The 24,665-nt window shown below is 71.8% G+C and carries 25 protein-coding genes; 3 read left to right on the forward strand and 22 right to left on the reverse strand.

What is annotated here, in order from left to right; genetic code table 11:
* Nucleotide 1: 1 nt before the first annotated feature.
* The 15 genes from nuoH to BFV98_RS17595 all read right to left on the reverse strand — a co-directional run bounded on the left by nuoH (nt 2) and on the right by BFV98_RS17595 (nt 15,592).
* Nucleotides 2–1,357 (reverse strand): NADH-quinone oxidoreductase subunit NuoH, encoded by a 1,356-nt coding sequence (nuoH, locus tag BFV98_RS17525; protein WP_013283608.1) that lies wholly within the window; start codon nt 1,355–1,357, stop codon nt 2–4.
* Nucleotides 1,354–3,795, reverse strand: coding sequence for an NADH-quinone oxidoreductase subunit G (locus BFV98_RS17530; RefSeq protein WP_013283607.1), 2,442 nt, complete (start codon nt 3,793–3,795; stop codon nt 1,354–1,356). Before BFV98_RS17530 ends, nuoH begins: the two co-directional genes overlap by 4 nt.
* Nucleotides 3,795–5,111 (reverse strand): NADH-quinone oxidoreductase subunit NuoF, encoded by a 1,317-nt coding sequence (gene nuoF, locus BFV98_RS17535; protein WP_047892134.1) that lies wholly within the window; start codon nt 5,109–5,111, stop codon nt 3,795–3,797. Before nuoF ends, BFV98_RS17530 begins: the two co-directional genes overlap by 1 nt.
* Nucleotides 5,108–6,202, reverse strand: a complete 1,095-nt coding sequence (gene nuoE / locus BFV98_RS17540) for an NADH-quinone oxidoreductase subunit NuoE (protein WP_013283605.1) — start codon at nt 6,200–6,202, stop codon at nt 5,108–5,110. Before nuoE ends, nuoF begins: the two co-directional genes overlap by 4 nt.
* Entirely contained in the window at nt 6,199–7,524 is a 1,326-nt protein-coding gene (locus BFV98_RS17545) for an NADH-quinone oxidoreductase subunit D (RefSeq protein ID WP_013283604.1), read from the reverse strand. The genes nuoE and BFV98_RS17545 overlap by 4 nt, the downstream gene beginning before the upstream one ends.
* A complete protein-coding gene (locus tag BFV98_RS17550) occupies nt 7,521–8,252 on the reverse strand; it encodes an NADH-quinone oxidoreductase subunit C (protein WP_013473555.1) in 732 nt (243 codons plus the stop codon). Before BFV98_RS17550 ends, BFV98_RS17545 begins: the two co-directional genes overlap by 4 nt.
* A complete protein-coding gene (locus BFV98_RS17555) occupies nt 8,249–8,929 on the reverse strand; it encodes an NADH-quinone oxidoreductase subunit B family protein (protein ID WP_013283602.1) in 681 nt (226 codons plus the stop codon). Before BFV98_RS17555 ends, BFV98_RS17550 begins: the two co-directional genes overlap by 4 nt.
* An 11-nt stretch (nt 8,930–8,940) precedes the next feature.
* On the reverse strand, nt 8,941–9,306 hold the full coding sequence (locus tag BFV98_RS17560) for an NADH-quinone oxidoreductase subunit A (protein WP_013283601.1): 366 nt from the start codon (nt 9,304–9,306) through the stop codon (nt 8,941–8,943).
* 134 nt (nt 9,307–9,440) lie between these two features.
* Nucleotides 9,441–10,715 (reverse strand): geranylgeranyl reductase family protein, encoded by a 1,275-nt coding sequence (locus BFV98_RS17565; protein ID WP_030273587.1) that lies wholly within the window; start codon nt 10,713–10,715, stop codon nt 9,441–9,443.
* Between the two features lie 134 nt (nt 10,716–10,849).
* Nucleotides 10,850–11,068, reverse strand: a complete 219-nt coding sequence (locus tag BFV98_RS17570) for a hypothetical protein (RefSeq protein ID WP_030273586.1) — start codon at nt 11,066–11,068, stop codon at nt 10,850–10,852.
* A gap of 74 nt (nt 11,069–11,142) precedes the next feature.
* Entirely contained in the window at nt 11,143–11,853 is a 711-nt protein-coding gene (locus BFV98_RS17575) for a demethylmenaquinone methyltransferase (protein WP_013283598.1), read from the reverse strand.
* A gap of 99 nt (nt 11,854–11,952) precedes the next feature.
* Nucleotides 11,953–13,209 carry a hypothetical protein gene (locus BFV98_RS17580; RefSeq protein ID WP_013473552.1) on the reverse strand — a complete coding sequence of 419 codons (1,257 nt, stop codon included), beginning with the start codon at nt 13,207–13,209 and terminating at the stop codon, nt 11,953–11,955.
* Between the two features lie 433 nt (nt 13,210–13,642).
* The gene (gene mqnC, locus BFV98_RS17585) at nt 13,643–14,833 is read right to left on the reverse strand and encodes a cyclic dehypoxanthinyl futalosine synthase (protein ID WP_013283595.1); all 1,191 of its coding nucleotides are present in this window, start codon (nt 14,831–14,833) and stop codon (nt 13,643–13,645) included.
* 73 nt (nt 14,834–14,906) lie between these two features.
* Nucleotides 14,907–15,317 carry a type II toxin-antitoxin system VapC family toxin gene (locus BFV98_RS17590; protein ID WP_030273584.1) on the reverse strand — a complete coding sequence of 137 codons (411 nt, stop codon included), beginning with the start codon at nt 15,315–15,317 and terminating at the stop codon, nt 14,907–14,909.
* On the reverse strand, nt 15,314–15,592 hold the full coding sequence (locus tag BFV98_RS17595) for a type II toxin-antitoxin system Phd/YefM family antitoxin (protein ID WP_013283593.1): 279 nt from the start codon (nt 15,590–15,592) through the stop codon (nt 15,314–15,316). Before BFV98_RS17595 ends, BFV98_RS17590 begins: the two co-directional genes overlap by 4 nt.
* Before the next feature lie 104 nt (nt 15,593–15,696).
* On the opposite strand from BFV98_RS17595, the gene BFV98_RS17600 reads away from it, so the two are divergent.
* Nucleotides 15,697–16,347 (forward strand): hypothetical protein, encoded by a 651-nt coding sequence (locus BFV98_RS17600; RefSeq protein WP_255368146.1) that lies wholly within the window; start codon nt 15,697–15,699, stop codon nt 16,345–16,347.
* A gap of 12 nt (nt 16,348–16,359) precedes the next feature.
* On the opposite strand, the gene paaE is transcribed toward BFV98_RS17600, so the two are convergent.
* The 5 genes from paaE to paaA are packed head-to-tail and all read right to left on the reverse strand — an operon-like array spanning nt 16,360 to nt 20,068.
* Nucleotides 16,360–17,472 carry a 1,2-phenylacetyl-CoA epoxidase subunit PaaE gene (gene paaE, locus BFV98_RS17605; RefSeq protein ID WP_013283591.1) on the reverse strand — a complete coding sequence of 371 codons (1,113 nt, stop codon included), beginning with the start codon at nt 17,470–17,472 and terminating at the stop codon, nt 16,360–16,362.
* Nucleotides 17,469–17,945 (reverse strand): 1,2-phenylacetyl-CoA epoxidase subunit PaaD, encoded by a 477-nt coding sequence (paaD, locus tag BFV98_RS17610; RefSeq protein WP_071098919.1) that lies wholly within the window; start codon nt 17,943–17,945, stop codon nt 17,469–17,471. The genes paaE and paaD overlap by 4 nt, the downstream gene beginning before the upstream one ends.
* Nucleotides 17,946–18,000: 55 nt before the next feature.
* Nucleotides 18,001–18,723, reverse strand: a complete 723-nt coding sequence (paaC, locus tag BFV98_RS17615) for a 1,2-phenylacetyl-CoA epoxidase subunit PaaC (protein ID WP_013283589.1) — start codon at nt 18,721–18,723, stop codon at nt 18,001–18,003.
* Nucleotides 18,720–19,007, reverse strand: coding sequence for a 1,2-phenylacetyl-CoA epoxidase subunit PaaB (paaB, locus tag BFV98_RS17620; protein WP_013283588.1), 288 nt, complete (start codon nt 19,005–19,007; stop codon nt 18,720–18,722). The genes paaC and paaB overlap by 4 nt, the downstream gene beginning before the upstream one ends.
* Nucleotides 19,004–20,068 carry a 1,2-phenylacetyl-CoA epoxidase subunit PaaA gene (gene paaA / locus BFV98_RS17625; protein WP_013283587.1) on the reverse strand — a complete coding sequence of 355 codons (1,065 nt, stop codon included), beginning with the start codon at nt 20,066–20,068 and terminating at the stop codon, nt 19,004–19,006. The genes paaB and paaA overlap by 4 nt, the downstream gene beginning before the upstream one ends.
* 359 nt (nt 20,069–20,427) lie before the next feature.
* Here paaA and BFV98_RS17630 point away from each other — a divergent pair, with 359 nt between their 5' ends.
* Both BFV98_RS17630 and BFV98_RS17635 read left to right on the forward strand, forming a co-directional pair.
* Nucleotides 20,428–21,408, forward strand: coding sequence for a hypothetical protein (locus BFV98_RS17630; RefSeq protein WP_013473547.1), 981 nt, complete (start codon nt 20,428–20,430; stop codon nt 21,406–21,408).
* Nucleotides 21,408–22,343, forward strand: a complete 936-nt coding sequence (locus tag BFV98_RS17635) for a hypothetical protein (RefSeq protein WP_013283585.1) — start codon at nt 21,408–21,410, stop codon at nt 22,341–22,343. Before BFV98_RS17630 ends, BFV98_RS17635 begins: the two co-directional genes overlap by 1 nt.
* Nucleotides 22,344–22,410: 67 nt before the next feature.
* Here the strand turns inward: BFV98_RS17635 and BFV98_RS17640 are convergent, their stop codons facing one another.
* Together BFV98_RS17640 and BFV98_RS17645 are read right to left on the reverse strand one after the other, a co-directional pair.
* The gene (locus tag BFV98_RS17640; RefSeq protein ID WP_013283584.1) at nt 22,411–23,262 is read right to left on the reverse strand and encodes a menaquinone biosynthetic enzyme MqnA/MqnD family protein; all 852 of its coding nucleotides are present in this window, start codon (nt 23,260–23,262) and stop codon (nt 22,411–22,413) included.
* A 136-nt stretch (nt 23,263–23,398) separates the two neighbouring features.
* Nucleotides 23,399–24,655, reverse strand: a complete 1,257-nt coding sequence (locus BFV98_RS17645) for an MFS transporter (protein ID WP_013283583.1) — start codon at nt 24,653–24,655, stop codon at nt 23,399–23,401.
* Between the last annotated feature and the right edge of the window lie 10 nt (nt 24,656–24,665).

Genomic DNA, 24,665 nt, shown 5'->3' on the forward strand with positions numbered 1-24,665 from the left:
GTCACACCTCCCTGGAGTCCGGGCCGGCGACCACGTTGGCCGGCTCCCGCTCGGCGAGCACGCGCTTCGTACGCGGGCTCGGCGGAACCTGAAGATCCATCGGCGGCAGCGGGAAGCTGCCGTACGGCCGGGTGTCCGCCTGCTCCTGGAGCGACGGCTTCGGCTCCTTCTTCCGCGACGGCCAGAAGAGCGTGGCCAGCAGCAGCACGCCCGCGCCGACGGCGGTGACGAGCAGCCGGTCCCGGGTCTGCCAGTCCTCGATCGAGCGCAGCCCGGCGAGCACCATGATCCAGACCAGGTTCAGCGGCAGCAGCACCTTCCAGCCGAACCGCATGAACTGGTCGTACCGGAGCCGGGGCAGCGTGCCGCGCAGCCAGACGAAGACGAACACCAGCATGATGACCTTGCCGAAGAACCACAGCATCGGCCACCAGCCCTCGTTGGCGCCCGACCAGATCGTGATCGGCCACGGGGCGTGCCAGCCGCCGAGGAACAGCGTCACGGTGAACGCCGACATGGTCACCATCGCGACGTACTCGCTGAGCATGAACAGCGCGAACTTCAGCGAGCTGTACTCGGTCTGGAAACCGGCCACCAGCTCCGACTCCGCCTCGGGCAGGTCGAACGGCGCCCGGTTCGTCTCACCGACGATGGCGATGAAGAACATGATGAAGCTGGGCAGCAGCAGGATCGCGTACCAGCCGGGCGCGGCGAGGTCGAAGCCGCCGATGCTCAGCCGGGTGCCGTCGCCCTGCGCGGCGACGATCCCGCTCGTCGACATGGTGCCCGCGGTCATGAACACCGCGACCACGCTCAGGCCCATGGTGACCTCGTACGAGACCAGCTGGGCCGCCGAGCGGAGGCCGCCGAGCAGCGGGTAGGTGGAGCCGCTGGCCCAGCCGCCGAGCACGATGCCGTACACGGCGAGCGAGGAGAAGGCCAGCACCACCAGCACCGCCACCGACACGTCGGTGACCTGGAGCGGCGTCCGGTGCCCGAAGATGCTCACCATCGGCCCGAACGGGATCACCGACAGCGCGGTGACTGCGCAGACCACCGAGATCACCGGGGCGAAGAAGTAGACGACCTTGTCGGCCTTGCGCGGGAGGATGTCCTCCTTGAAGGCCAGCTTCACGCCGTCGGCGAGCGTCTGGAGCAGACCGAACGGACCGGCCTGGTTGGGGCCGGGCCGCACCGCCATGCGGCCCACGACCCGGCGCTCGAACCAGACGCCGAGCAGCGTGGCCGCCACGGCGACGACGAACGCGAACAGGATCTTGCCGAGGACCAGCCACCACGGGTCCTTGCCGAAGTCGGCAAGCGTCGGGTCCTGCGCCGCGAGGATGACGGGGTTCACTGCACCCACCTTTCGTTCCCGACTGCGGAGACGCTCACCACGTCGCCGGACGTCGCGCCGAGGCCGCGCCGCACGGTGGAGCCGGGTGAGTTGGTCGGCAGCCAGACGACGCCGTCGGGCATCTCGGTGATCGCCGCCGGCAGCGTGATCGCGCCGCGGTCGGTGCCCACCGTGACCGGGTCGCCGTCGGCCACACCCAGCGCCTCGGCGGTGCCCTTGCCGAGCCGGACCACCGGCGGGCGGGCGGTGCCGGCGAGGTGCTCGTCGCCGTCGGTGAGGCTGCCCAGGTCGATCAGCTGGTGCCAGGTGGCGAGGACCGCCTCGCCCGGTCCGGGCTGCCGCACGGCGGCGGGCTCGACCGAGGGCGCCGACGGCCGCTCGACCCGGGTGCGCGGCAGCGCGCCCAGCTCGCGCCGGATGCTCGGCACGTCACCGGTGCCGAGCCGCACGTCGAGCTGCGCGGCGAGCGCGTCGAGGATGCGGGCGTCGGTCATCGCGCCGGTGTCCAGCACCTTCTCGAACGTGCGCAGCCGGCCCTCCCAGTCCAGGAAGCTGCCCGCCTTCTCGACCACCGGCGCGACCGGCAGGACCACGTCGGCGCGGCGGGACACCGCGCTCATCCGCAGTTCCAGGCTGACCAGGAACGGCACCGCGTCCAGTGCGGACTCGGCCAGGCGCGGGTCGGCCAGGTCGGCCGGGTCGACGCCGGCCACCACCAGGGCGCCGATCTGTCCGTTCGCGGCGGCGGTGAGGATGCCGTCGGTGTCGCGGCCGGCCTGGCTGGGGATCACCCCGGCCGGGATGTCCCACGCCTCGCCCAGCTCCGCGCGCGCGGCCGGCTCGGTGACGACCCGGCCGCCGGGGAGCAGGTTGGGCAGGCAGCCCGCGTCGACAGCACCGCGGTCACCCGCGCGCCGCGGCACCCAGACCAGCCGGGCACCGGTACGCCGGGCGACGTCCGCCGCCGCCGACAGGCCGCCCGGCACCTCGGCCAGGCGCTCGCCGACGATCAGGATCGCGCCGGGCTGACCCAGCGCCTCGGCCACCGTGGCGTGCTCGGCCAGCACGCCGGCCTCCTCGCCGGGCACCACCCGGGCCAGCTTGGCCCCGAGCTTCTCCAGGCCGCGCGTGGCGAACGGCGCGAGCGCGTACACGGTGAGCTTCTTCTTCAGGTACGCCTTGCGCAGCCGCAGGAAGAGGATCGGGCACTCCTCCTCCGGCTCCAGGCCGACGAGCACCACAGCGGGCGCGTTCTCCACGTCCGTGTAGGTCACGTCGGTGACCCCGGCGACGCTGCTGGCCAGGAAGTCGGCCTCCTCGCGGGAGACCGGGCGGGCCCGGAAGTCGATGTCGTTCGTGTGCAGCGCGATCCGGGCGAACTTCGCGTACGCGTAGGCGTCCTCGACCGTCAGCCGGCCGCCGGTCAGCACCGCAGTGCCGGTCGCGCCGTCGCGGGCCGCGCGCAGCCCTTCGGCGGCCCGGGTCAGCGCCTCGCTCCAGGACGCCTCGCGCAGCTCACCGGTCTTCTCGTCGCGCACCATCGGCGTGCTGATCCGGTCGAACGCGCGGGTGTACTGGAAGCCCCAGCGGCCCTTGTCGCAGTTCCACTCCTCGTTCACCGCCGGGTCGTCGCCGGCCAGCCGGCGCAGGACCTTGCCGCGCCGCCAGTCGGTGCGCTGGGCGCAGCCGGCCGAGCAGTGCTCGCAGACGCTGGGCGTGGAGACCAGGTCGAACGGGCGGGCCCGGAACCGGTACTGGGTGCCGGTCAGCGCGCCCACCGGGCAGATCTGCACGGTGTTGCCGGAGAAGTACGAGTTGAACGGGACGTCCCCCTCGTCGCCCTCCTCGCCGTACGCGTCGTCCCGGTAGATGTTGATCTCCTCGTGCGAGGAGCGTCCCATCAGGTCGATGAACTTGTCGCCGGCGATCTCCTCGGAGAACCGGGTGCACCGCTGGCAGAGCACGCAGCGCTCGCGGTCGAGCAGCACCTGGGTGCTGATCGGCAGCGGCTTCGGGTACTCCCGCTTGTGCTCGTGGAACCGCGAGTCCGTCCGGCCGGTGGACATCGCCTGGTTCTGCAGCGGGCACTCGCCGCCCTTGTCGCACATCGGGCAGTCCAGGGGGTGGTTGAGGAGCAGCAGCTCCATCACACCCTCCTGGGCCTTCTTGGCGACCGGGGAGGTGAGCTGCGTCCGCACCACCATGCCGTCGGCGACGGTCTGGGTGCAGGAGGCGACCGGCTTGCGCTGGCCCTCCACCTCCACCAGGCACTGCCGGCAGGCGCCGGCCGGGGCCAGCAGCGGGTGGTCGCAGAAGCGCGGGATCTCGGTGCCGAGCTGCTCGGCGACGCGGATCAGCAGCGCGCCCTTGGGCGCGGTGACCTCGACGCCGTCGATGGTCAGCGTGACGGTCTCGGTCTGCTTGGCTACGTCGGTCATCAGTGAGCTCCAACCAGAGACTTGTCGGAGAGCTTCGGAGCGGTACGTCCCTCGATGTAGTCGAGGTAGTCCTGCTTGAAGTACTTCAGCGACGAGGTCACCGAGCTGGTCGCGCCGTCACCGAGACCGCAGAACGAGCGGCCGAGGATGTTGTCGCAGGTGTCGAGCAGGGTGTCCAGGTCCTCGTGGGTGCCCTGGCCGGCCAGGATGCGCCGGTAGACCCGGACCATCCAGTAGTTGCCCTCCCGGCACGGGGTGCACTTGCCGCACGACTCGTGGTGGTAGAACTCCAGCCACCGGTAGGTCGCGTACACCGGGCAGTCCTGGTCGGAGAAGATCTGCGTAGCAGTGGTGCCCAGGATCGAGCCGGCCGCCGCCACCCCCTCGAAGTCCAGCGGCACGTCCAGGTGCTCGGCGGTCAGCAGCGGCGTCGACGAGCCACCCGGGGTCCAGAACTTCAGGTTGTGCCCGGGCTTCATGCCGCCGGCCAGCTCGATCAGCTCGCGCAGCGTGATGCCCATCGAGCACTCGTACTGGCCGGGGTCGGCGATCCGGCCGGACAGCGAGTAGATCATCGGGCCGGACGACTTCTCCGTGCCCATCGTCTTCCACCAGTCCGCGCCACCGAGCACGATGTACGGCACGCTGGCGATGGTGCCGACGTTGTTGACCACGGTCGGGCTGGCGTACAGGCCGTGGGTCGCCGGGAACGGCGGGCGCAGCCGGGGCTGGCCGCGGAAGCCCTCCAGCGAGTCCAGCAGCGCGGTCTCCTCACCGCAGATGTACGCCCCGGCGCCGGAGTGCACCACCAGGTCCAGGTCGAAGCCCGAGCCGAGGACGTTCCGGCCGAGATAACCCTTGGCGTACGCCTCGTCGACGGCGCTGCGCAGCCGCCGGGCGGCGTGCACCGCCTCGCCGCGGATGTAGATGTACGCCCGGTTGGCCCGGATCGCGTACGAGGCGATGATGACGCCCTCGACGAGCGAGTGCGGGTCGTGGGTCATCAGCGGCAGGTCCTTGCAGGTGCCCGGCTCGCCCTCGTCGGCGTTCACCACCAGGTAGTGCGGCTTGCCGTCGCCCTGCGGGATGAACCCCCACTTGAGACCGGTCGGGAAGCCCGCGCCGCCTCGCCCGCGCAGTCCGGAGTCCTTGATCAGCTGGATCAGGTCGTCCGGGTGCGCCTTGAGCGCCTTGCGCAGGGCGGCGTAGCCGTCCAGCTTCTCGTAGGTGCCGAGCCGCCACGCGTCCGGCGAGAGCCAGCGCTTGGTGAGCACCGGCGTGAGCTTGGCCAGCGTCTCCGGCCGAGGAGTGGTCACTTCCGGACCCCCGTTCCGCTCGCGTCCGCCGGGTCGGCGCCGTCCGCGCCCGTACCGGACTCCGCTTCCTTGAGGTTGCGCTCCTGCGCGCCGGCCGCGTCGCCGGCGGGCTTGCCGTCACCGGCCGGCGGGTTCGCCGCCACGCCGGCCGCCTCCGCCGCCCGCGCGTCGCGCGGTGCCGGGGCCGGGCCGTCCACCGGGACCTTGGTGCCGGGCGCGTCCGGCACCGGGGTGCTCGCGTCCGGCTGCCGGGTCTCGGCGGTACGCACCTGCGGCGACTTGTCGTCCGGCGCCTTCACGTCCGGCGCGGTGCTGCCGGTGGCCGCCTCCGGCTCGGCCGGCTCGGGCGCGGGGGCCGGCTTGGCGGCCTCGGCCTTCGCCTTCGCCTCGGCGGCGGCCCGGTCGGCCTCGGCCTTGCTGCGGATCGGGGTCTTCGGGTCGAAGCCCGGCACCGAGACGCCGTGCTGCTCGGCCAGGCGCAGGCCGCGCAGGCTCGGCTCGCCCGGCCCGCCGTCGGCCACCGCGCCGTCGCGCTCGTCGGCGAAACCGGCGAGCTGGACCGCCATCTCCTTGAGCGTGCACAGCCGCGCCCCGCGGGTCGGCATCGGCCGGCCGCCGGCGCGCAGCTCCTCGACCACGTCGAGCGCGGCCTGCGGCTCCACGTTGTCGAAGAAGTCGTAGTTGACTGTCATCACCGGGCCGTAGTCGCACGCCGCCAGGCACTCGGCGTGCTCCAGGGTGATCTTCCCGTCGGCGGTGGTCTCCTCGTGCCCGACGCCGAGGTGCTCGGCCAGGGTGTCGTAGACCTTCTGCCCGCCGAGCACGTCGCACATGGTGTTGGTGCAGACGCTCACCAGGTAGTCACCGGTGGGCTTGCGCTTGTACATGGTGTAGAAGGTGGCGACGGCGCCCACCTGGGCCTTGTTGAGCCCGAGCACCTCGGCGCAGAACTCGACACCGGCCGGGGAGACGTAGCCCTCCTCGGACTGGACCAGGTGCAGCAGCGGCAGCAGCGCCGAGCGGGACCGGTCCGCCGGGTACCGGGCGATGATCTCCCGCGCCCGGGTGCGAGTCGTTTCGGAAAAGCTCATCGGTCACAACCACCCATCACGGGGTCCAGCGAGGCGCCGCCGGCGATCACGTCGGCGATCAGGCCGCCCTCGGCCATCGCCGGGAGGGCCTGGAGGTTGACGAAGCTCGGCTCCCGGTAGTGCACCCGGTAGGGCCGGGTGCCGCCGTCGGACACCGCGTGCACGCCCAGCTCGCCGCGGGGCGACTCGATGCCGACGTACACCTGGCCCGGCGGAACCCGGAAGCCCTCGGTGACGAGCTTGAAGTGGTGGATCAGCGACTCCATCGACTGACCCATGATCTTGGCGACGTGCTCCAGCGAGTTGCCCATGCCGTCCACGCCGATGGCGAGCTGCGCCGGCCACGCGATCTTCTTGTCGGACACCATCACCGGGCCGGGCTTCAGACGGTCCAGCGCCTGCTCGATCAGCTTCAGCGACTCGCGGATCTCCGCCACCCGGACCAGGTAGCGGCCCCACACGTCACCGTCGGTGTGGGTCGGCACGTCGAACTCGTACGTCTCGTAACCGCAGTACGGCATGGTCTTGCGCAGGTCCCAGGCGAGGCCCGCGGACCGCAGCACCGGGCCGGTGACGCCGAGCGCCATGCAGGCGGTCACGTCGAGCACCGCGACGTGCTGCGTACGCTCCAGCCAGATCGGCTGGCCGGACAGCAGGTTCTCGTACTCCTTGAGCCGCTTCGGCATCAGCTGGAGGAAGTCGCGGATCTTGCGGATCGCGTCGTCCGGCACGTCCTGCGCCACACCGCCCGGCCGCACGTACGCGTGGTTCATCCGCAGGCCGGTGATGGTCTCGAAGATGTCGAGGACGTACTCCCGCTCGCGGAAGCCGTACAGCATCATGTTGATCGCGCCCAGCTCCATGGCGGTGGTCGCCAGCCAGACCAGGTGCGACGAGACGCGGTTGAGCTCCATCATCAGCACTCGGATGGTGGTGGCCCGCTCGGTGATGTCGTCGGTGATGCCGAGCAGCTTCTCCACCGCGAGCGCGTACGCCGTCTCGTTGAACAGCGGCGAGAGGTAGTCCATCCGGGTCACGAACGTCGAACCCTGGACCCAGTTGCGGTACTCCAGGTTCTTCTCGATGCCGGTGTGCAGGTAGCCGATGACCGAGCGGGCCTCGCGGACCGTCTCGCCCTCCAGCTCCAGGACCAGCCGGAGCACGCCGTGGGTGGACGGGTGCTGCGGACCCATGTTGACGACGATCCGCTCGTCGTTGATCGGGTCCGTGCCGGAGACGACCTCATCCCAGTCCCCGCCGGTGACGGTGAAGACCTTGCCCTCGGTCGTCTCGCGCTCGGTCGCGTAGTTCGACGTGGTCATTGGTACGACCTCCTACGGTCCGGCGGGGGGATCTCCGCACCCTTGTACTCGACGGGGACGCCGCCCAGCGGGTAGTCCTTGCGCTGCGGGTGCCCCTCCCAGTCGTCCGGCATGAGGATCCGGGTCAGGGCGGGGTGGCCGTCGAAGACGACGCCGAACATGTCGTACGTCTCCCGCTCCTGCCAGTCGGCGGTCGGGTAGACGGCGGTGACGCTCGGGACGTGCGGCTCCTCGACGGAGACCGCCACCTCCAGCCGGACGCTGCGGCGGTAGGTCATCGAGGTCAGGTGGTAGACCACGTGCAGGCGGCGCTCCTGCGCGCCCAGGTAGTCCACACCGGACACCGACGAGAGCAGCTCGAAGCGCAGCGCGAGGTCGTCGCGCATCACCTGGCAGACCTCGGCGATCCGCTCCGGGCGGACGTGCAGGGTCAGCTCGCCCCGGTCGACCACGACCTTCTCGATCGCGTCGCCGAAGTCCGGGTACGCCTCCTCCAGCGCGTCCCGCACCTCGTCGAAGTAGCTCCCGTACGGCCGGGCCGCCTCCTCGATGGGCTTGCGCGGGCGGACCAGGCCGCCGTAGCCGGAGACGTCGCCGGTGCCCTGGTTGCCGAACATGCCCCGGCCGGCCGGGCTGGCCGGCGGGTACTCCGCCGGGGCGGTGGAGCTGGCACCGACCGGGGTGGTGGGTACCGGCACCCCGCCGTCGTTGTTCTTGTCGTTGCTCATTTCGGGCCCCTATGCGACGCCTGAAGGTGGTTCTGCGCCTTCATCCAGTTCTCGATCCGCAGCTGCTCCTCACGCCCCTCGCGGACCGCCTTCGTCCACTCGGCACGCCGGGCCTTGTCGCTGCGGTACGACGAGGGCATCGAGCCGTACGGCACCACCGGCACGTCGCCGCGCGCCTGGCGGGCCTCCAGCATCTTGCGGCCGTTCGGGCCCAGCGGCTCGTGCATGATCTTCTCGCGCAGCTTGAGCACCGCGTCGATGAGCATCTCCGGCCGGGGCGGGCAGCCGGGGAGGTACATGTCGACCGGTACGACGTGGTCGACGCCCTGCACGATGGCGTAGTTGTTGAACATGCCGCCGCTGCTGGCGCAGACGCCCATCGAGATGACCCAGCGGGGCTCGGCCATCTGGTCGTAGATCTGGCGCAGGACCGGGGCCATCTTCTGGCTCACCCGGCCGGCCACGATCATCAGGTCCGCCTGGCGGGGCGAGGCGCGGAAGACCTCCATGCCCCAGCGGCCCATGTCGTAGTGCGGACCGCCTGCCGCCATCATCTCGATGGCGCAGCAGGCCAGACCGAACGTGGCGCCCCAGACCGAGGTCTTCCGCGTCCAGTTGACCAGCTTCTCGACGCTGGTGAGCAGGACGCCGGAGGGGAGCTTCTCCTCGATGCCCATCTGCTACCTCCTCAGTCCCAGTCCAGGCCGCCGCGACGCCAGACATAGGCGTACGCGACGAAGACCGCGACGATGAACAGGACCATCTCCACGAAGCCGAAGATCGGCAGGGCGTCGAAGGAGACCGCCCAGGGGTAGAGGAAGATGATCTCGATGTCGAAGACGATGAAGAGCATCGCCGTCAGGTAGAACTTGATCGGGAACCGGCCGCCGCCGACCGGCTGCGGGCTCGGCTCGATGCCACACTCGTACGCCTCGAGCTTGGCCTTGTTCAGACGCCGCGGGCCGGCGAGTCGGGCAGCGGCCACGGAGAACAGCGCGAACGCCGCAGCGAGGGCGAACAGCCCGATGATGGGTGCGTAAGGAGAGAGCGTCATCGTTGTCCCCTGCTCGTCCTTCCCTGACCTCGGTGGTTGGCCAAAATCACACTATTCACGTCCCTCACGACCTCGGTCGGCGGGGGTCGATCTCTGTCCGGCCCGTGGACGTTCCGCCTCGGGCCGGTCGTCTTCTACACGGCCGGAGCCACCTTCGTCATCGCGTTGATGACCCGGTCCATCGCGTCCCCGCCGCGCGGGTCGGTCAGGTTGGCCAGCAGCTTGAGCACGAAACGCATGAGCATCGGGTGCGGCATGCCGTGCTTGGTCGCCATCCGCATGATCTCGGGGCGGCCGATGAGCTTCACGAAGACGCCGCCGAGCCGGTAGTAGCCGCCGAAGCGGGCCTTCAGCTCCTGCGGGTACGCCATCAGCGCCCGCTCCCGCTCCGCGCCGGCCGGGCGGGCGAGCGCCTGCACCACGACCTCCGCGGCCATCTCGCCCGACTCCATCGCGTACGCGATGCCCTCGCCGTTGAACGGGTTGACCATGCCGCCGGAGTCACCGACGAGCAGCACGCCGCGGGTGTAGTGCGGCACGCGGTTGAAGCCCATCGGCAGCGCGGCGCCGAGGATCGGACCCTCCGCGTTGGACTCGTCGGTCATCCCCCAGTCCTCGGGGGTGTTCGCGAGCCAGTCGGTGAGCAGCTTGCGGTAGTTCGTCTTGCCGAACGCCGAGGAGGAGTTCAGCACGCCGAGGCCGACGTTCACCCGGCCGTCGCCGAGGCCGAAGATCCAGCCGTAGCCGGGCAGCAGCGCGTCGCTGCCCTTGGCCCGCAGCTCCAGCCAGGACTCCAGGTAGTCGTCGTCGTGCTTGGCGGGCGAGCGGTAGTAGCGGCGGACGGCCACGCCGATCGGGCGGTCCTCCCGCTTGGCGAGCCCGAGTGCGAGCGGGAAGCGGCCGGAGACGCCGTCGGCGGCGACCACGAGCGGCGCGTGGAACGTGGCGGGTTCCTTGTCCGGGCCGACCTCGGCCTGCACGCCGATCACCCGGTCGTCGGCGCCGAGCACCGGCCCGAGGACGTTGACGCTGGTCTGCAGCTTCGCCCCGGCGGCGACCGCACGCTGGGCGAGCAGGTCGTCGAAGTCGAGCCGGGTGCGCACCAGGCCGTAGTTGGGGAAGCTGGCCAGGTCGGGCCAGTCCAGTTCCAGGCGTATGCCGCCGCCGATCACCCGCAGGCCCTTGTTGTGCAGCCAGCCCGCCTCGGGCGAGGTGTCCACGCCCATCCGGATCAGCTGCCGTACGGCGCGGGGCGTGAGCCCGTCACCGCAGACCTTCTCCCGGGGAAACTCCGTCTTCTCCAGCAGCAGCACGCGTACGCCGTGCCGCGCCAGGTGGTACGCCGTGGCCGATCCTCCGGGACCGGCGCCCACGACGATGACGTCGGCGTCGTTCTCCACCGCGGTCATCCGCGCCTCCTCCCGCATGCTCGTGAAATGCTTCACAAGCCGATCCGGTTGGAGTCTATGACCGGCGTTACACCAGTACGCGCTGAGGGGGGCCTAACTTCGCGGAAACGCGCCGGTAAGAGCGTCGAGACCGGTCAGGGGCGCGCCTGCGCGGCCGGTCCGAGCCCGGCGTCGAGCCGGATGGCCTCGGGCAGGTGGTCGCGCAACGCGCCACCGGCGGCCCGGTCCAGCGCGGCCAGCACCTCGGCGACGACCTGCCGGACATCGGCGGGATCCGCGCCGGCCAGCTCGCGGAGCTGCGCGATCAGCTCGGCGGCGTCGTCGTCGGTGGCGGCCTGGTCTGGTCCCGTCATGGGGGCGAGCCTACGGGACAAAGTAGACCAAAACCGGATATTCACGAAATGACCAGCGTTCGCTGGCCGGGCGGTCAGTTTCGGACTGCCCGGTGCAGCGCCACGACGCCGCCGGTCAGGTTGCGCCACGCCACCCGGCCCCAGCCGGCCGCGCCGATCCGCGCGGCCAGCGCCGCCTGGTCCGGCCAGGCCCGGATCGACTCCGCCAGGTAGACGTAGGCGTCCGGGTTGCTCGACACCGCGCGGGCCACCGCCGGCAACGAACGCATCAGGTACGACAGGTAGACGGTGCGGAACGCCGGGTTCACCGGAGTGCTGAACTCGCAGACCACGAGCCGCCCGCCCGGTCGGGTCACCCGGGCCAGCTCGGCCAGCGCCGCGTCGGTGTCGTTGACGTTGCGCAGCGCGAAGGAGATGGTCACCGCGTCGAAGCTGGCGTCGGCGAACGGCAGCCGAAGCGCGTCCCCGGCCAGCAGCGGCACCGACGGACGGGTGCGCTTGCCGGCGTGCAGCATGCCCAGCGACAGGTCCGCACCCACCGCGTACGCCCCGGAGTGGGCCAGTTCCTCGGTCGACACACCGGTGCCGGCACCCACGTCCAGCACCCGCTCGCCCGGCCGCAGCCCGAGCGCCGCCCGGGTGGCCCGCCGCCACGACCGGTCCTGGCCGAACGACAGGACGGTATTCGTCAGGTCGTAGCGGGCCGCGACACCGTCGAACATCGCGGCGACCTCGTGCGGCTGCTTGTCCAGGCTGGCGCGCTGGCCCTGCGGGGTACGGCTCACCCCTCCACTCTGCCAGCCGCGTCGCCCCCGCCTCCCTCCGGGTACGCGACAGGGCGGGGTGGTCACCCACCCCGCCCTGGTCGCGTATCGGTTCCCCGGTCAGTCGCCGGTGCGCTCCTCGCCCGGAGCGACAAGGACCACCTTGCGGCGGCGGGACAGCATCATCAGCGCCGCGCCGGCCGCGAGCACGGCCGCGCCGACGCCGCCGATCAGGCCGACCTGCATACCGGTCACCGGCAGGCCACCGTCGCCGCTACCGCCACCCGCGCCACCACCGGCGGTCGGGGTCGGCACCGCCGTCGCGTCGCCGGTCGGCGTCGGCTGGGCGGTCGGCGTCGAGGTCGGCTGGGTGGTCGGCGTCGGGCTCGGGGTCGACGGGCTCTGGTCGACGAAGACGTCGAACACCGCGCTGTTGTCACCGTCGTCGGTCTCGGCGAACGCGCGCCGCTGCGCCGAGCTGGCGACCCGCGGCTCCTCCTCGGGCGCACCGGAAGCGGCGTCCAGGCCCTCGGCCCAGAGGATGCCGGGCCGGAGCAGCTTCTCGGTCACGTCCGCGCCGACAGTCACCCGGACGTCGGCGGTGTAGTACTGGCCGGGCTTGAGCACCGCGCCCAGATCCTCGCAGTACGCGTTGAGGAAACCACCCAGGTTCTGCTCGACGCAACCGTCGGGCAGCTTCGCGAAGGTGACACCGGCCGGCAGCGCGATCCCGTACTTGATGCCGGTGGCGCGCTTGCTGCCGTCGTTGAACACGGCCCAGTCCAGCGGCGCGGTCCCGCCCGGCCGGACCGGGCGCAGGCCGGACTCGTCGGCGTCGTCGCCGTCCACGCGCACGTCGGCGTACACGTCCTGGACCCAGGTCGTGAGGTCGTAGCCCGGCTCGGTGACGGTGATGTCGTGGTCGATCGTGTCCAGCACTCCGGCGCCGTTCGCCGCGCTGATCGAGACCGTGAGCGTGCCGGCCGCGCCCTTGCCGCCGGTGGAGAACAGCGGGAGGCCGAAGTCCTCAGTGGTGCCCGCGGGCAGGTCGCCGAGCAGGCAGGAGAAGGTGGTGCCACGGATGTCGCAGCCGGCCGGGACCAGCACGCCGACCTTGGCGGTCTTGAGGCCCTTCGTCTCGACGGTGACCCGGACGTCCTTCGCGTCGACGGTCCCCAGGGTGTTGTTCACCTGGAACTTGAACGGCTTGGCCTTCGCCTCGCTGACGCCCTTGGCGAGCTGGTAGCTGAGCGGGATGAGCTGGAGGTCGGCCTTGTCGGCGGCCTGTGCCGGGCCGGCGGCGGCGCCGAGACCGGCGGTGGAGAGCAGGGCCACGACGCCGGCGCGGGCCAGCGTGGACCGGTAGCGGAAGGTCATTGTTCCCCCGGGGGTAGGGACACGTGATCACGTACCGAACGAACGGACGGTACCGGAGCGACGCCTCGTCACGCCACCGCGCAGCGGTGGGGATTCCCATCGATCCCGGCAGACAGCAGGGGCGGGATGGTCACCCATCCCGCCCCTGCCGCGGTGCGTTATGTGAACGGCCCTCATGGGCCGATGGAGGACGACGGTCCGACGGACGCCGCCAGCGTAATGGCGTCGTCGGCTCACCGGGCCGTGCTCACCCGGGTCGCCGCCGACCTGTTACCTGCCTGCTCGCGGCCCGGATCGGTGGTGTCGCGCGGGCAGGCTAGCCGCCGGTGATCACGCAGGTGAAGACCCCTGGCCGAAGCTTCACCGGAAACGGGCGGAGCTCCGGCCGCACGACGGACACCGACCGGCCGAACGGCGGAACGGCGGGACCGGGTCAGTTGACCTCGACCAGCGGCAGCGACTTCCCGGCACCGCCGCCGGGCAGGGCGATCGACGAGAAGTGCGAGACGACGCGGTCGTCGCTCGGGTCGTCGGCGGGCGTGTGGTGCACCGCGAGCCGGTTGTAGAGCGTGTCCCGCTGGGCCGGGATCCGGTCGGCCGACCGAATCATGCCGATCAGCTCGTGCAGGTTGGACCGGTGCCGGGCGCCGGCCGAGGAGATGACGTTCTCCTCCAGCATGATCGAGCCGAGGTCGTCCACGCCCATGTGCAACGCGAGCTGCCCGACGTCCTTGCCGGTGGTCAGCCAGGACGCCTGGAGGTGCGGCACCGTCTCGAAGAACAGGCGGGCCACCGCGACCAGGCGCAGATATTCCAGCGTGGTCGCCTGGGTGCGGCCCTTCAGGTGGTTGTTCTCCGGCTGGTACGTCCACGGGATGAAGGCCCGGAAACCACCGGTGCGGTCCTGCACGTCGCGGATCATCCGCAGGTGCTCGATGCGCTCGGCGTTCGTCTCGCCGGTGCCCATCATCATGGTGGCCGTCGACTCCAGGCCCTGCCGGTGCGCCAGCTCCATGACCTCCAGCCAGCGCGCGCCGGACTCCTTCAGCGGCGCGATCGCCTTACGCGGCCGGTCCGGCAGCATCTCGGCGCCGGCGCCGGCGATCGAGTCCAGGCCGGCGGTCTTGATCCGGGCGATGGCCTCGTCCAGGCTCACGCCGGAGACCTTCGCCATGTGCAGGATCTCGCTCGGGCCGATCGAGTGGATGGCGAGCTGCGGGTACGCCTTCTTGACGGAGGAGAACAACTCCTCGTAGTACTCGACGCCGTAGTCCGGGTGGTGCCCGCCCTGGAGCATGACCTGGGTGGCGCCCAGCTCGACCGCCTCGCCGCAGCGGCGCAGGATCTCCTCGGTCGGGTGGGTCCACCCCTCCTTGTGCTTGGGTGCCCGGTAGAACGCGCAGAACTTGCACGCCGTCACGCAGACGTTCGTGTAGTTGATGTTGCGGTCGATCAGGTACGTGACGATGTTGTCCGGGTAGCGGCGCCGCCGTACCGCGTCGGCCGCCTCGCCCAGCGCGTGGAAGGGCGCGTCGGTGTAGAGCAGCAGCGCCTCCTCGGGCGTGATCCGCCCGCCGTCCGCGCCGCGTTGCAGGATGTCGTCGATCTCCCGGTTCGCCGTCACATCCCCGAGCGTACGTCGCGGGCCCGACGGCGGGAAACGCCACTCCTCACCCGGTGACGAGAGACCCACCCGGTCAGGGCATGCCCGGACTGGCCACTGGCAGCCCGATCGCCTTGGCCGCCTCCAGCAGCCGCTTGTCGTACGTGACGAACGCGACGAACTCGGCCGCCGCCTGCCGGGCCAGGATCTCGGCGGTGGCGAGGTGAACGGCGTCCAGGCTGCGCAGCATCGGCTCCGGATACGCGCCCGCTGTCGCCCGGACCGTGGCGTCGATCTCGACCCGGTAGAGACGTCCCAGCACCGAGGGCACACCCACCAGCGCCTGTGGAGCGGCGCGACGCAACGCCCGTGGCACCTCCACCTCGACCAGGGCCGACGACACCAAGGCGGTGCCGGCGCGCTCGTTCAGCCAGCCGAGCAGATCCGCCGTCTCCGCCTCCCGCCGCAGCATCTTGATGACCGCCGCCGAGTCGAGGTAGATCACCAGCGCTCCTCGTCGCGCGCCTCGACCAGCGCGGCCGCCGCGTCCACCGTGGGATCCCCGAGCACCGGCGGCATCGGGACCGGGCCGGTCGTGGTCGGGGCCGTGGCCCGGCCCTCGGCCACCAACCGGCCGAGAAGCGCGTCACCGGCCAGCACCGGGACGAGGCGGGCGATCGGCTCACCCCGATCGGTCACCTCGACCGTCTCACCGGCGCGCACCCGCGCCAGCACCCGGCTGGTGTGCTGATTCAGCTCCCGGACGGCGATCTGCTCCATGAGGCAAGTGTAGGACGTAACGTTCTACGCGTCACGGACGGCGGTCGACCCGAAACGCCACTGCGGGAAGCGGAGCGCTGGCGCCGCCCGCCTACGCTCTCGGCGTGCCAGTCGTATCGCCGCCGCCCACCCCCGTACGCGTGGCCGGCGCCCGCTCCGCCCTCTGGTCCCTCACCATGACCGCCGTGCTCGTCGGCTTCGGCCTCGCCGTGATCGTGGTCAGCGCGGTGGTCGCCCACCTCACCGTGGGACTGCCGATCGCCGTGCCGATCTCCGTCGCCCTGGTCGGGTGCCTCGCCTTCGCGGTCGGCCTGCGCCTGCTGCACCGGGGCTGGTGGCTGACCCTGCTGTCGGTGCTGCCTGCGCTGTTCGTGCTGGTGGGCACCGTGCAGCTCGCCCCGGAGTCGGTGCTTCGGGAGCGTGGCGTCGCCCAGCAGGTGACCATCACCGACGTGCAGACCGTCGGCAAGCGGCACGAGTTCGTCCTCCAGGGCGACACCGGCCGGCTCGACGAGCCACTGGTCTACCGGGGCAGTTCCCCCGGCTACCGGGTCGGCCAGCGACTGACAGTGCTCGTCGACCCGCGGGGCGAGGTGGAGCTGGCCGACGCGCGGGACGTGGACCCGGCCGGTAAGCGGGGCATGCTCGTGCTCGGCGCGGCGGGATGGACCCTGCTCGCGCTGGTCGGCGGGTGGCGCGGGCACGTCAGCCGGGCCCGTGGCCGCGCCGCCACGGCACCGCCCGTGGTGTTCTGACCGGCGGCGCCGCTAGGCGTCGTAGTCGACAGTGAGTTCGTCGGTGACCGGGCTGGACTGGCAGGTCAGCACGTAACCGGCTGCGACCTCGTCGGGCTCCAGCGCGTAGTTGCGCGCCATCGTCACCTCACCGGACGTCACCTTGGCCCGGCAGGTCGAGCACACCCCGCCCTTGCAGGCGTACGGCAACTCGCCGCGCACCCGCAGGGCCGCGTCGAGCACCCGCTCGTCCCGGCCCATCGTGAAACTGGACGAGCGCCCGTCCAGCAGGATCGTCACCTCGGTGCCGGTCCCGGGCCGGTCGGTCTCGCGCCGCACCGGCTCGGGCGGAGCGTCGACGTGGAACAGCTCGGTGTGCACCGCCGCGTCCGGCACGCCGCGACCCGCGAGCACCGCCTTGGCGTCCACCACCATGCCGTACGGGCCGCAGAGGAACCACTCCTCGATCTCGTCACCGGGTACGACGGTGTCGAGCAGCCGGGTCAGCCGGTCGGCGTCGATCCGCCCGGACAGCAGCGCCGACTCGCCCATCTCCCGGGACAGCACGTGCACCAGGTGCAGCCGGGTCGGGTAGCGGTCCTTCAGGTCGGCCAGCTCCTCGGCGAACATCACCGAGTTCGCCGTGCGGTTGCCGTACACGAGCGTGAACGTGCTGCGCGGCTCGGTCGCCAGCGCGGTCGCGGCCAGCCCGAGGACCGGGGTGATGCCGGAACCGGCGACCACCGCGCCGTACCGGCGGGCCCGGTCCGGGGTGAACGCGGAGGTGAAGTGGCCCAGCGGCGGCAGCACCTCGACGGTGTCGCCGCCGCGCAGCGCGCCGCAGGCGTACGCGGAGAACGCCCCACCCGGAACCTCACGCACCCCGACCCGCAACCGGCCGTGCCGGGCCAGCTCGTCGGGGGTGGAGCAGATCGAGTACGACCGCCGCACCTCCTCGCCGTCGCCGTCGGCCGGGCGGCGGACGGTGAGGTGCTGCCCGGCGGAGAACGCGAAGGTCTCGCGCAGCTCCTCCGGTACCGCGAACGTGATCGACACCGAGTCGTCGGTGAGCCGGTCCACGGCGGCGACGGGCAGCGGATGGAAGACCGGCCGGCGGCGCACCGGCCGGGTGATGGTGACAGTCACAGCGCCTTCAGGTGGTCGAAGGGTTCGGAACAGGAGCGGCAGCGCCACAGCGCCTTGCACGCGGTGGAGCCGAAGCGGCTGATCTGGGTGGTCTCCGGCGACCCGCAGCGCGGACAGCGTACGGCGAGGGTCAGCGGCACCACCGTGTCGTCGCCGCGCGGCGCGGGCGGGGCGATGCCGGCGGCGGCGAGCTTGGCCCGGCCGGCCTCGGAGATCCAGTCGGTGCTCCACGCCGGGTGGTAGACGGTGCGGACCTCGGCGTCCGGATACCCGGCGGCGGCCAGCGCCCGGCGGATGTCCTCCCGGATCACGTCCATGGCCGGGCAGCCGGTGTAGGTGGGGGTGATGGTGACGACGACCCGGCCGGTGTCCGGTTCCTCGTCGACCGCGCGCAGGATGCCCAGCTCGTCGATGGTGATGACGCGGATCTCCGGGTCCACCACCGCCGCCGCGGCCGCCCTGGCGTCGGTCACCAGCGCCACCCTCCGTTCGCGACTGCGGGGCTCCGCTCCGCTGCACTCCTCGCGCTCACCAGCTCGCTCCGGGGTGGGCGCGGTGCAGCACCTGCATCTCGGCGAGCAGGTAGGAGAGGTGCTCGGTGTGCAGGCCGTCCCGGCCGCCACCGGGCGCCCAGCCCGTCTCCGGCCGGATCAGCGTGGCCTCGTCCAGCACGGCGGACACGGTGGCGTCGAAGTCGGCCCGAAGGGTGGACGGGTCGACCGGCGCCGCCGGGTCCGGGGCGAACAGCTCGTGGACGTACGGCCACACCTGGTCGACCGCGTCCTGCATGCGCCGGTGCGACTCCTCGGTGCCGTCGCCGAGCCGCTTCACCCACAGCGAGGCGTGGTCCAGGTGGTACGCCGACTCCTTGCGCGCCTTCGCCCCGACCGCGGCCAGCCGCTCGTCAGCGCAGCCGGCCAGCGCCGTGTAGAGCGGCGACTGGTACGCGGCCAGGAAGAACAGCTTCGCCATGGTCACACCGAAGTCGCCGTTCGGCAGCTCGACCAGCAGGCAGTTGCGGAACTCGCGGTCGTCGCGCAGGTAGGCCAGGTCGTCCTCGTCGCGGCCCGCGCCCTCCAGCTCGCCCGCGTACGTGAGCAGCAGCCGCGCCGCGCCGAGCTGGTCGAGGGCGATGTTGGCGAGGGCGATGTCCTCCTCCATCTCGGGCGCGCGGGAGGTCCACTCACCGAGGCGCTGCGCGGCGATGAGCGCGTCGTCGCCGACGGCCAGCGTGAAGTCGAACAGGCTCATAGGTGCGCAGCCCCTTCGGGGACCTCGTAGAACGTCGGGTGGCGGTAGACCTTGTCGGCGGCCGGGTCGAAGAACGCGTCCTTCTCGTCCGGGCTGGACGCGGTGATCGCGCTCGCCGGCACCACCCAGATGGAGACGCCCTCCTGGCGGCGGGTGTAGAGATCCCGGGCGTTGCGCAGGGCCAGCTCGGCGTCGGGGGCGTGCAGGCTGCCGACGTGGGTGTGCGACAGGCCACGGCGGGCCCGCACGAAGACCTCCCACAGGGGAGAGGACGCGCTGTTCATGCCGCTACCGCCTTTCGTTCCGCCCGCTTCGCGGCGTACGCCGCGGCGGCCTCCCGTACCCACGCGCCGTCGGCGTGCGCCTTGCGCCGGTGCGCCATGCGCTCTCGGTTGCACGGCCCGTTGCCCTTGATCACCCGCATCAGCTCGTCGTAGTCGGGCTGGGTGTAGTCGTACGCCTGCCGCTCGTCGTTCCAGCGCAGGTCCGGGTCGGGGAGGGTGAGGCCGAGCACCTCCGCCTGGCCGACGCACATGTCGACGAAGCGCTGGCGCAGCTCGTCGTTGGAGAAACGCTTGATCTTCCAGGCCATGGACTGGGCGCTGTGCGTCGAGTCGCCGTCCGGCGGGCCGAACATGGCCAGTGACGGGTACCACCAGCGGTCCACCGCGTCCTGGGCCATCGCCTTCTGCGCCGGGGTGCCGTGCGCCAGCGTGTGCAGGATCTCGTAGCCCTGCCGCTGGTGGAACGACTCCTCCTTGCAGACCCGGATCATCGCCCGGGCGTACGGGCCGTAGGAGCAGCGGCACAGCGGCACCTGGTTGACGATCGCCGCGCCGTCCACGAGCCAGCCGATCGCACCCACGTCGGCCCAGGTCAGGGTCGGGTAGTTGAAGATCGAGCTGTACTTCTGCCGGCCGTCGAGCAGCAGATCCACCAGTTCGTCGCGGCTGATCCCGAGCGTCTCGGCGGCCGCGTAGAGGTAGAGGCCGTGACCGGCCTCGTCCTGCACCTTGGCCAGCAGGATCGCCTTGCGCTTGAGCGAGGGCGCCCGGCTGATCCAGTTGCCCTCCGGCTGCATACCGATGATCTCGGAGTGGGCGTGCTGGGCGATCTGCCGGATCAGCGTCCTGCGGTACGCCTCGGGCATCCAGTCGCGGGGTTCGATCTTCTGGTCCGCGTTGATGACGTCGGCGAAGTACGCCTCGACGTCCTCGTCCGGGGCCGGACCTCCGCGCCGGGCGCGCGCCGCCGCCTCGCGCAGCGCCGCCTCCGCCGCCTCCACCTCGCCGAGCAGGCCGCCGCCCGGAGCGTCCTCCGGCGGGGCGAAGTCGTTGCCATACATGCAGCCAGTGTTACAGCTCGCCACGAATGACACCAGAGGGTGTAACAGGTTTCGAGGGCCACCTCGCGTCACCGGACGTGCGCACGCCGCCATCGGCCCTGGTGGCTGTGATGTCGATCACTGCGAATCGCAGAAATACCCCAAGGGCGGCAAAGCCGCTCAATATCCCGCCCACCCGGCAAAGTCACGGGTGTCGAGACCTGGCATCCGCGCTGTCCGGAAGTAGACTTCCGACCGGCAAACCGTTCGGCTTCATGATCGTCACCGTTCAGGCCACCGTCCCCCGGCCTAGTGGCGACCGGGCCGAACCCATGCGGAAGCGCCGGTCCCCCCGGCCAGACATCTGGAGCTCACCACTCATGCGACCTCGCGTGACCTTGGTGCTCGCCATCGTGGCGGTCCTCATCGGCGGCGTCATGCTGGTGCCGGCCGCGTACGCGAAGCTCTCCGGCGGAGACGGCGCGGGCGGCCTCGGCGGCGGCGAGCAGGTCCCGGCGCCGGCACCGACCGCGCCGGCGCCCCCGACGCTCGCCGACGCCCCGGTGTCGGTGAACTTCAAGGGTGAGTTCTTCTCCTGGGCCCTGATGGACCGCGAGACCGGCACTGTCACCGGCGCGAAGAACATGAACCAGACCAGCTCCACCGAGTCGATGCTCAAGGCCTGGATCATCGCGGACTACCTTCGCCAGCTCGGCGACAAGCAGCCGAGCGCCGGGCTCAAGAAGGCGGCGATCCTGGCGATCCGGGACAGCGACGACGACGGCGCGAACGCGGTGTACCGGGCGGCGGGCGGTTCCTACAAGCCCCAGCCGGGCGGCCGGCCCGACCCGGTCATCGCGCGGGCGATCCAGATCTGCGGCCTGACCGACACCAGGCCCGGTAGCGTGCCCGACTACAAGGGCTGGTGGAGCTTCACCGAGATGTCCCCCCGGGACGCGGCCCGCCTCGGCGACTGCATCGCCGACGGCCGCGCCGCCGGCCCCAAGTGGACCAAGTGGCTGCTCAGCGAGATGACCAAGGTGGCCGGCAGCGTCAGCAAGCAGGGCGCGCGGTCCGGCGGCGGCCGGTGGGGCATCATCGACGGCCTGCCGGCGACGATCAAGTCGCAGGGCCCGGTGCACATGAAGAACGGCTGGACGCAGCTCGCCTACGACGGCAACTGGCACGTCAGCTGCCTGGCGTTCACCGACAAGTGGAGTCTCTCCGTGATGATGCGGTACCCGGGCAGCTCCGGTCTGCCGTACGGTGCGAAGATGTGCGCCGCCGTCGCCACCCAGCTCGTGGCGCCGCAGCCCGGCGCCGCGCTCAAGGTGCCGCAACAGCCGGTCGGGAAGCTCTGATGGCCGGTGCCCGGCGTCGGCCCGGCAGCTACCGGCGCCCGCTCGCGTTCAGCGCCCTGGCTGCGGCCCTCGTCGGCCTGCTCGGCCTCTCCCTGCGTGTGATCCCCGGCTCCCCGCTGGAGGCCACCGCGAACTCGCATCCCGAGCCGACGAGCGAACGGTCCACGCAGCAGTCCGTCGACCGCAACGCGCCGCGTGTCGCCCCCTCACCGTCGATCGCCCCGCTGCCGTTCCAGGCAAAGAACCTGGACAGCCTCAAGATCAAGGGCTGGTACGCCTGGTCCGTGCTGGACAAGCGCACCGGGAAGATCATCGGCTCGGCGAACATGGGCGAGACGAGCACCACCGCGTCCCTGATCAAGTCCTGGGTGGTGGCCGACTACCTGCGCCTGAGCGCCGCGGAGGGCCGGACGCCGAGCGACGCGAAGCTGGCCGACGCCACGAAGATCATCCGGGACAGCGACAACACCCGGGCGCAGGAGTTCTACGAGAACGTCGGCGGCTCGGACTCGATCGAGCGGCTGATCTCGATCTGCAGGCTGACCGACAGCGAGGTCGCCTCCGACGGCGGCTGGAGCCGCACCGAGCTGTCCCCTCGGGACACCGCGCGCCTCGGTCTCTGCATCGACGACGGCCGGGCGGCCGGGCCGAAGTGGACCAAGTGGCTGCTCAACGAGATGCGCCAGGTACGCGCTCCCGGCGACTTCGGCATCCGCAAGGCGTTCCCGGCGGCCCAGCAGAAGAAGATCGCCATCAAGAACGGGTGGATCGACCGGGACAAGGAAGAGGAGTACCACGTCAACTGCCTCGCCATCGGCGACACCTGGACGATGGGCGTGATGCTGCGCACCCCGTTCGGCGTCGAAGGCGGCTGGGAGTACGGCATGGACGCCTGCGAACGGATCACCAAGGCGCTGCTGCGCCCGGCGACCTGACCCAGGCACGCCCGGCCTGACTCCGCGCGGCCGGCCCTCGCGCGGCCCGCGCGGTCAGCCCTCGCGGTCAGCCCTGGAAGAACTCCGGGCCGCCGGCCGGCAGCGCCGGCACCTCCCCGTGCGCGGCCGCCCGGCGGGCGAACTCGCGCAACCCGGCCACCTGCCGCTCGCCCAGCGAGAAGTCGAGCGCCCGGAAGTACGTGGCGAGCGTGGCCGCGTCGAACGTCTCCCAGCGGGCCGCCGCCTCCGCCACCTGGTCCAGCTCGGCCAGGCACAGGTCGCGCGAGCGCAGGAACGCCTCGTGCACCTCCTTGACCAGGCCCGGGTGGGCGGCGGCGAACTCGCGGCGTACCGCCCAGACGGCGAACACCATCGGCAGGCCGGTCCAGTCGTGCCACGCCTGCCCCAGGTCGGTCACCTCGAGGCCCTTGGCGGGCGCCTCGTAGAGCGCGCGCAGCGCCACGTCGCCGATGAGCACTCCTGCGTCGGCCTCCAGCAGCATCTGGGTCAGGTCCGGCGGGCAGCGGAAGTACTCCGGGCGCACGCCGTGCCGCTCGGCGAGCAGCAGCTGGGCCAGCAGCACCCCGGTACGCGAGGTGGAGCCGAGCGCCACCCGGGCGCCGTCCAGCTCGCCCAGCGGGCGGGTGGACACCACGTTCACCGAGAGCACCGGCCCGTCGCTGCCGACCGCCAGGTCGGGCAGGAGCAGCAGGTCATCGGCGTGCTTGAGGAACTCCACCAGCGTGATCGGGCCGATGTCCAGGTCACCGGCGACCAGGTCGGCGCTCAGCCGGTCCGGCGAGTCCTTGTGCAGGTCGACGTCGATCAGCGCGCCGGACCGCATCAGCCCCCAGTAGATGGGCAGGCAGTTGAGGAACTGGATGTGCCCCACCCGGGGGCGGGCGATGCGGTCGGCCATGACCCGACCGTATCGCCGTGGCTTCCGCCGCGCCGCCGGGGGATCCGATCGAGTGGTGAACTCCGCACCCGGCGGGAAGGAAGGGCCCCTTGTTAACGCCTCCGGTAGAGGAAGGGCCCCTTCTTAACACCAGCGGTCAGACGGACTTCGCCGCTACGGAGACGGCGGCAGGCGTGGCCGAACGGGCGGCGGCGCGCTCGGCGCGTACCGCGCGGCGGACCGGCCCGAGCAGCGCCACCACGACCAGCAGGCCGGCCACGCCGCAGCCGGCGATCAGGACGCGCGGGCCGGCCACCTCCAGCAGCAGGCCCCCGACCAGGTAGCCGCCCATCGCCGCGCCCTGCGCCGCCGCTCCGAAGACCGCGAACGCCCGGCCCCGGGACGCCTCGGGCACCCGCCGGGCCAGCAGCAACTGGTCGAAGACGTTGTTGCCGCCGTTTGCCACGCCGCCCGCCAGCCAGATGGGCACGAGCAGCCAGGCCGAGGGCACCGCGGCCGAGACGAGCACCGCCAGGCAGCAGCCGCCGAGCAGCACCAGCCCGGCCCCGAGCAGCGCGCCGTCGTCGGCGAGCCGGCGGGCGACCCGGGCGAACAGCCACGCGCCGAGCACGATGCCGAGCGTCCAGGAGCCGGTGACCAGGCCGTACACGGTGGTGCTGCTGCCGAGCGTCTCCCGGATGAAGAAGACCTCGATCACGTTCACCGCGCCGACCGCGCCGATCACCGCGGCCACGCTGCCGACCATCACCGTCAGCAGCGGGTCGCGGCGCAGCCGCCACGCGGGCGCGACCGCCGCGGCGACCGCGTCCGGCGTCCGGCGCCCTCCCCTGCGGGTACGGATGAGCAGCCCGGCCGCCACCAGCGCGAGGTAGCTGAACGCGTCGACGAGCAGCGGCACCCGGGTGCCGAACTGCCCGACGAGCAGCCCGGCCAGCGCCGGACCGGCGAGCGCGCCGAGCGTCCCGGCGGTCTGGTTGAGCGCGCCCGCCCGGGGCAGGTCCTCGGGCCGGACCATCACCGGCACCAGCGCGGCGATCGCCGGCTGGGTGACCGCGAGCCCAGTCGCGAGCAGCGCCACGAGTGCGATCACCAGCACCGGATCCCGCGCGTACGCGAGGGCCAGGCAGACCGCGGCCTGCGCGAGACCGGCGGCGACGAGCAGCACCCGGCTGTCCACCCGGTCGGCGAGCCGGCCGGTCAGCGGCGCGAGCACCACGAGCGGCAACGTCGCGGCGAGCAGCAGCCCGGAGACGGCGAGCCCGCCGGCGCCGGCGGACTGGAGGGCGAGCGTGAGCGTGGCGGCGGCGAGGAAGTCCCCGCAACTGGAGATGCCGCGCGCGGTGGCCGCGAGCCAGACGTCCGGCCAGCGCGACTCGTCAGTTGTGAAGGACATACTTCGAAAG

The organism is Micromonospora sp. WMMB235, assembly GCF_001855515.1.
Taxonomy (GTDB): domain Bacteria; phylum Actinomycetota; class Actinomycetes; order Mycobacteriales; family Micromonosporaceae; genus Micromonospora; species Micromonospora aurantiaca.

Bases quoted from the DNA above. Each gene is read 5' to 3' on its own strand.
- BFV98_RS17635 (WP_013283585.1), top strand. From the start codon at position 21,408: ATGGCCGGTGCCCGGCGTCGGCCCGGCAGCTACCGGCGCCCGCTCGCG.
- BFV98_RS17645 (WP_013283583.1), bottom strand. From the start codon at position 24,655: ATGTCCTTCACAACTGACGAGTCGCGCTGGCCGGACGTCTGGCTCGCG.
- paaB (WP_013283588.1), bottom strand. From the start codon at position 19,007: ATGAACAGCGCGTCCTCTCCCCTGTGGGAGGTCTTCGTGCGGGCCCGC.
- BFV98_RS17595 (WP_013283593.1), bottom strand. From the start codon at position 15,592: ATGGAGCAGATCGCCGTCCGGGAGCTGAATCAGCACACCAGCCGGGTG.
- BFV98_RS17555 (WP_013283602.1), bottom strand. From the start codon at position 8,929: ATGGGCATCGAGGAGAAGCTCCCCTCCGGCGTCCTGCTCACCAGCGTC.
- BFV98_RS17565 (WP_030273587.1), bottom strand. From the start codon at position 10,715: ATGACCGCGGTGGAGAACGACGCCGACGTCATCGTCGTGGGCGCCGGT.
- BFV98_RS17580 (WP_013473552.1), bottom strand. From the start codon at position 13,209: ATGACCTTCCGCTACCGGTCCACGCTGGCCCGCGCCGGCGTCGTGGCC.
- BFV98_RS17640 (WP_013283584.1), bottom strand. From the start codon at position 23,262: ATGGCCGACCGCATCGCCCGCCCCCGGGTGGGGCACATCCAGTTCCTC.
- BFV98_RS17560 (WP_013283601.1), bottom strand. From the start codon at position 9,306: ATGACGCTCTCTCCTTACGCACCCATCATCGGGCTGTTCGCCCTCGCT.
- BFV98_RS17550 (WP_013473555.1), bottom strand. From the start codon at position 8,252: ATGAGCAACGACAAGAACAACGACGGCGGGGTGCCGGTACCCACCACC.
- nuoE (WP_013283605.1), bottom strand. From the start codon at position 6,202: ATGAGCTTTTCCGAAACGACTCGCACCCGGGCGCGGGAGATCATCGCC.
- BFV98_RS17530 (WP_013283607.1), bottom strand. From the start codon at position 3,795: ATGACCGACGTAGCCAAGCAGACCGAGACCGTCACGCTGACCATCGAC.
- BFV98_RS17570 (WP_030273586.1), bottom strand. From the start codon at position 11,068: ATGACGGGACCAGACCAGGCCGCCACCGACGACGACGCCGCCGAGCTG.
- BFV98_RS17545 (WP_013283604.1), bottom strand. From the start codon at position 7,524: ATGACCACGTCGAACTACGCGACCGAGCGCGAGACGACCGAGGGCAAG.
- paaC (WP_013283589.1), bottom strand. From the start codon at position 18,723: ATGAGCCTGTTCGACTTCACGCTGGCCGTCGGCGACGACGCGCTCATC.
- paaA (WP_013283587.1), bottom strand. From the start codon at position 20,068: ATGTATGGCAACGACTTCGCCCCGCCGGAGGACGCTCCGGGCGGCGGC.
- BFV98_RS17630 (WP_013473547.1), top strand. From the start codon at position 20,428: ATGCGACCTCGCGTGACCTTGGTGCTCGCCATCGTGGCGGTCCTCATC.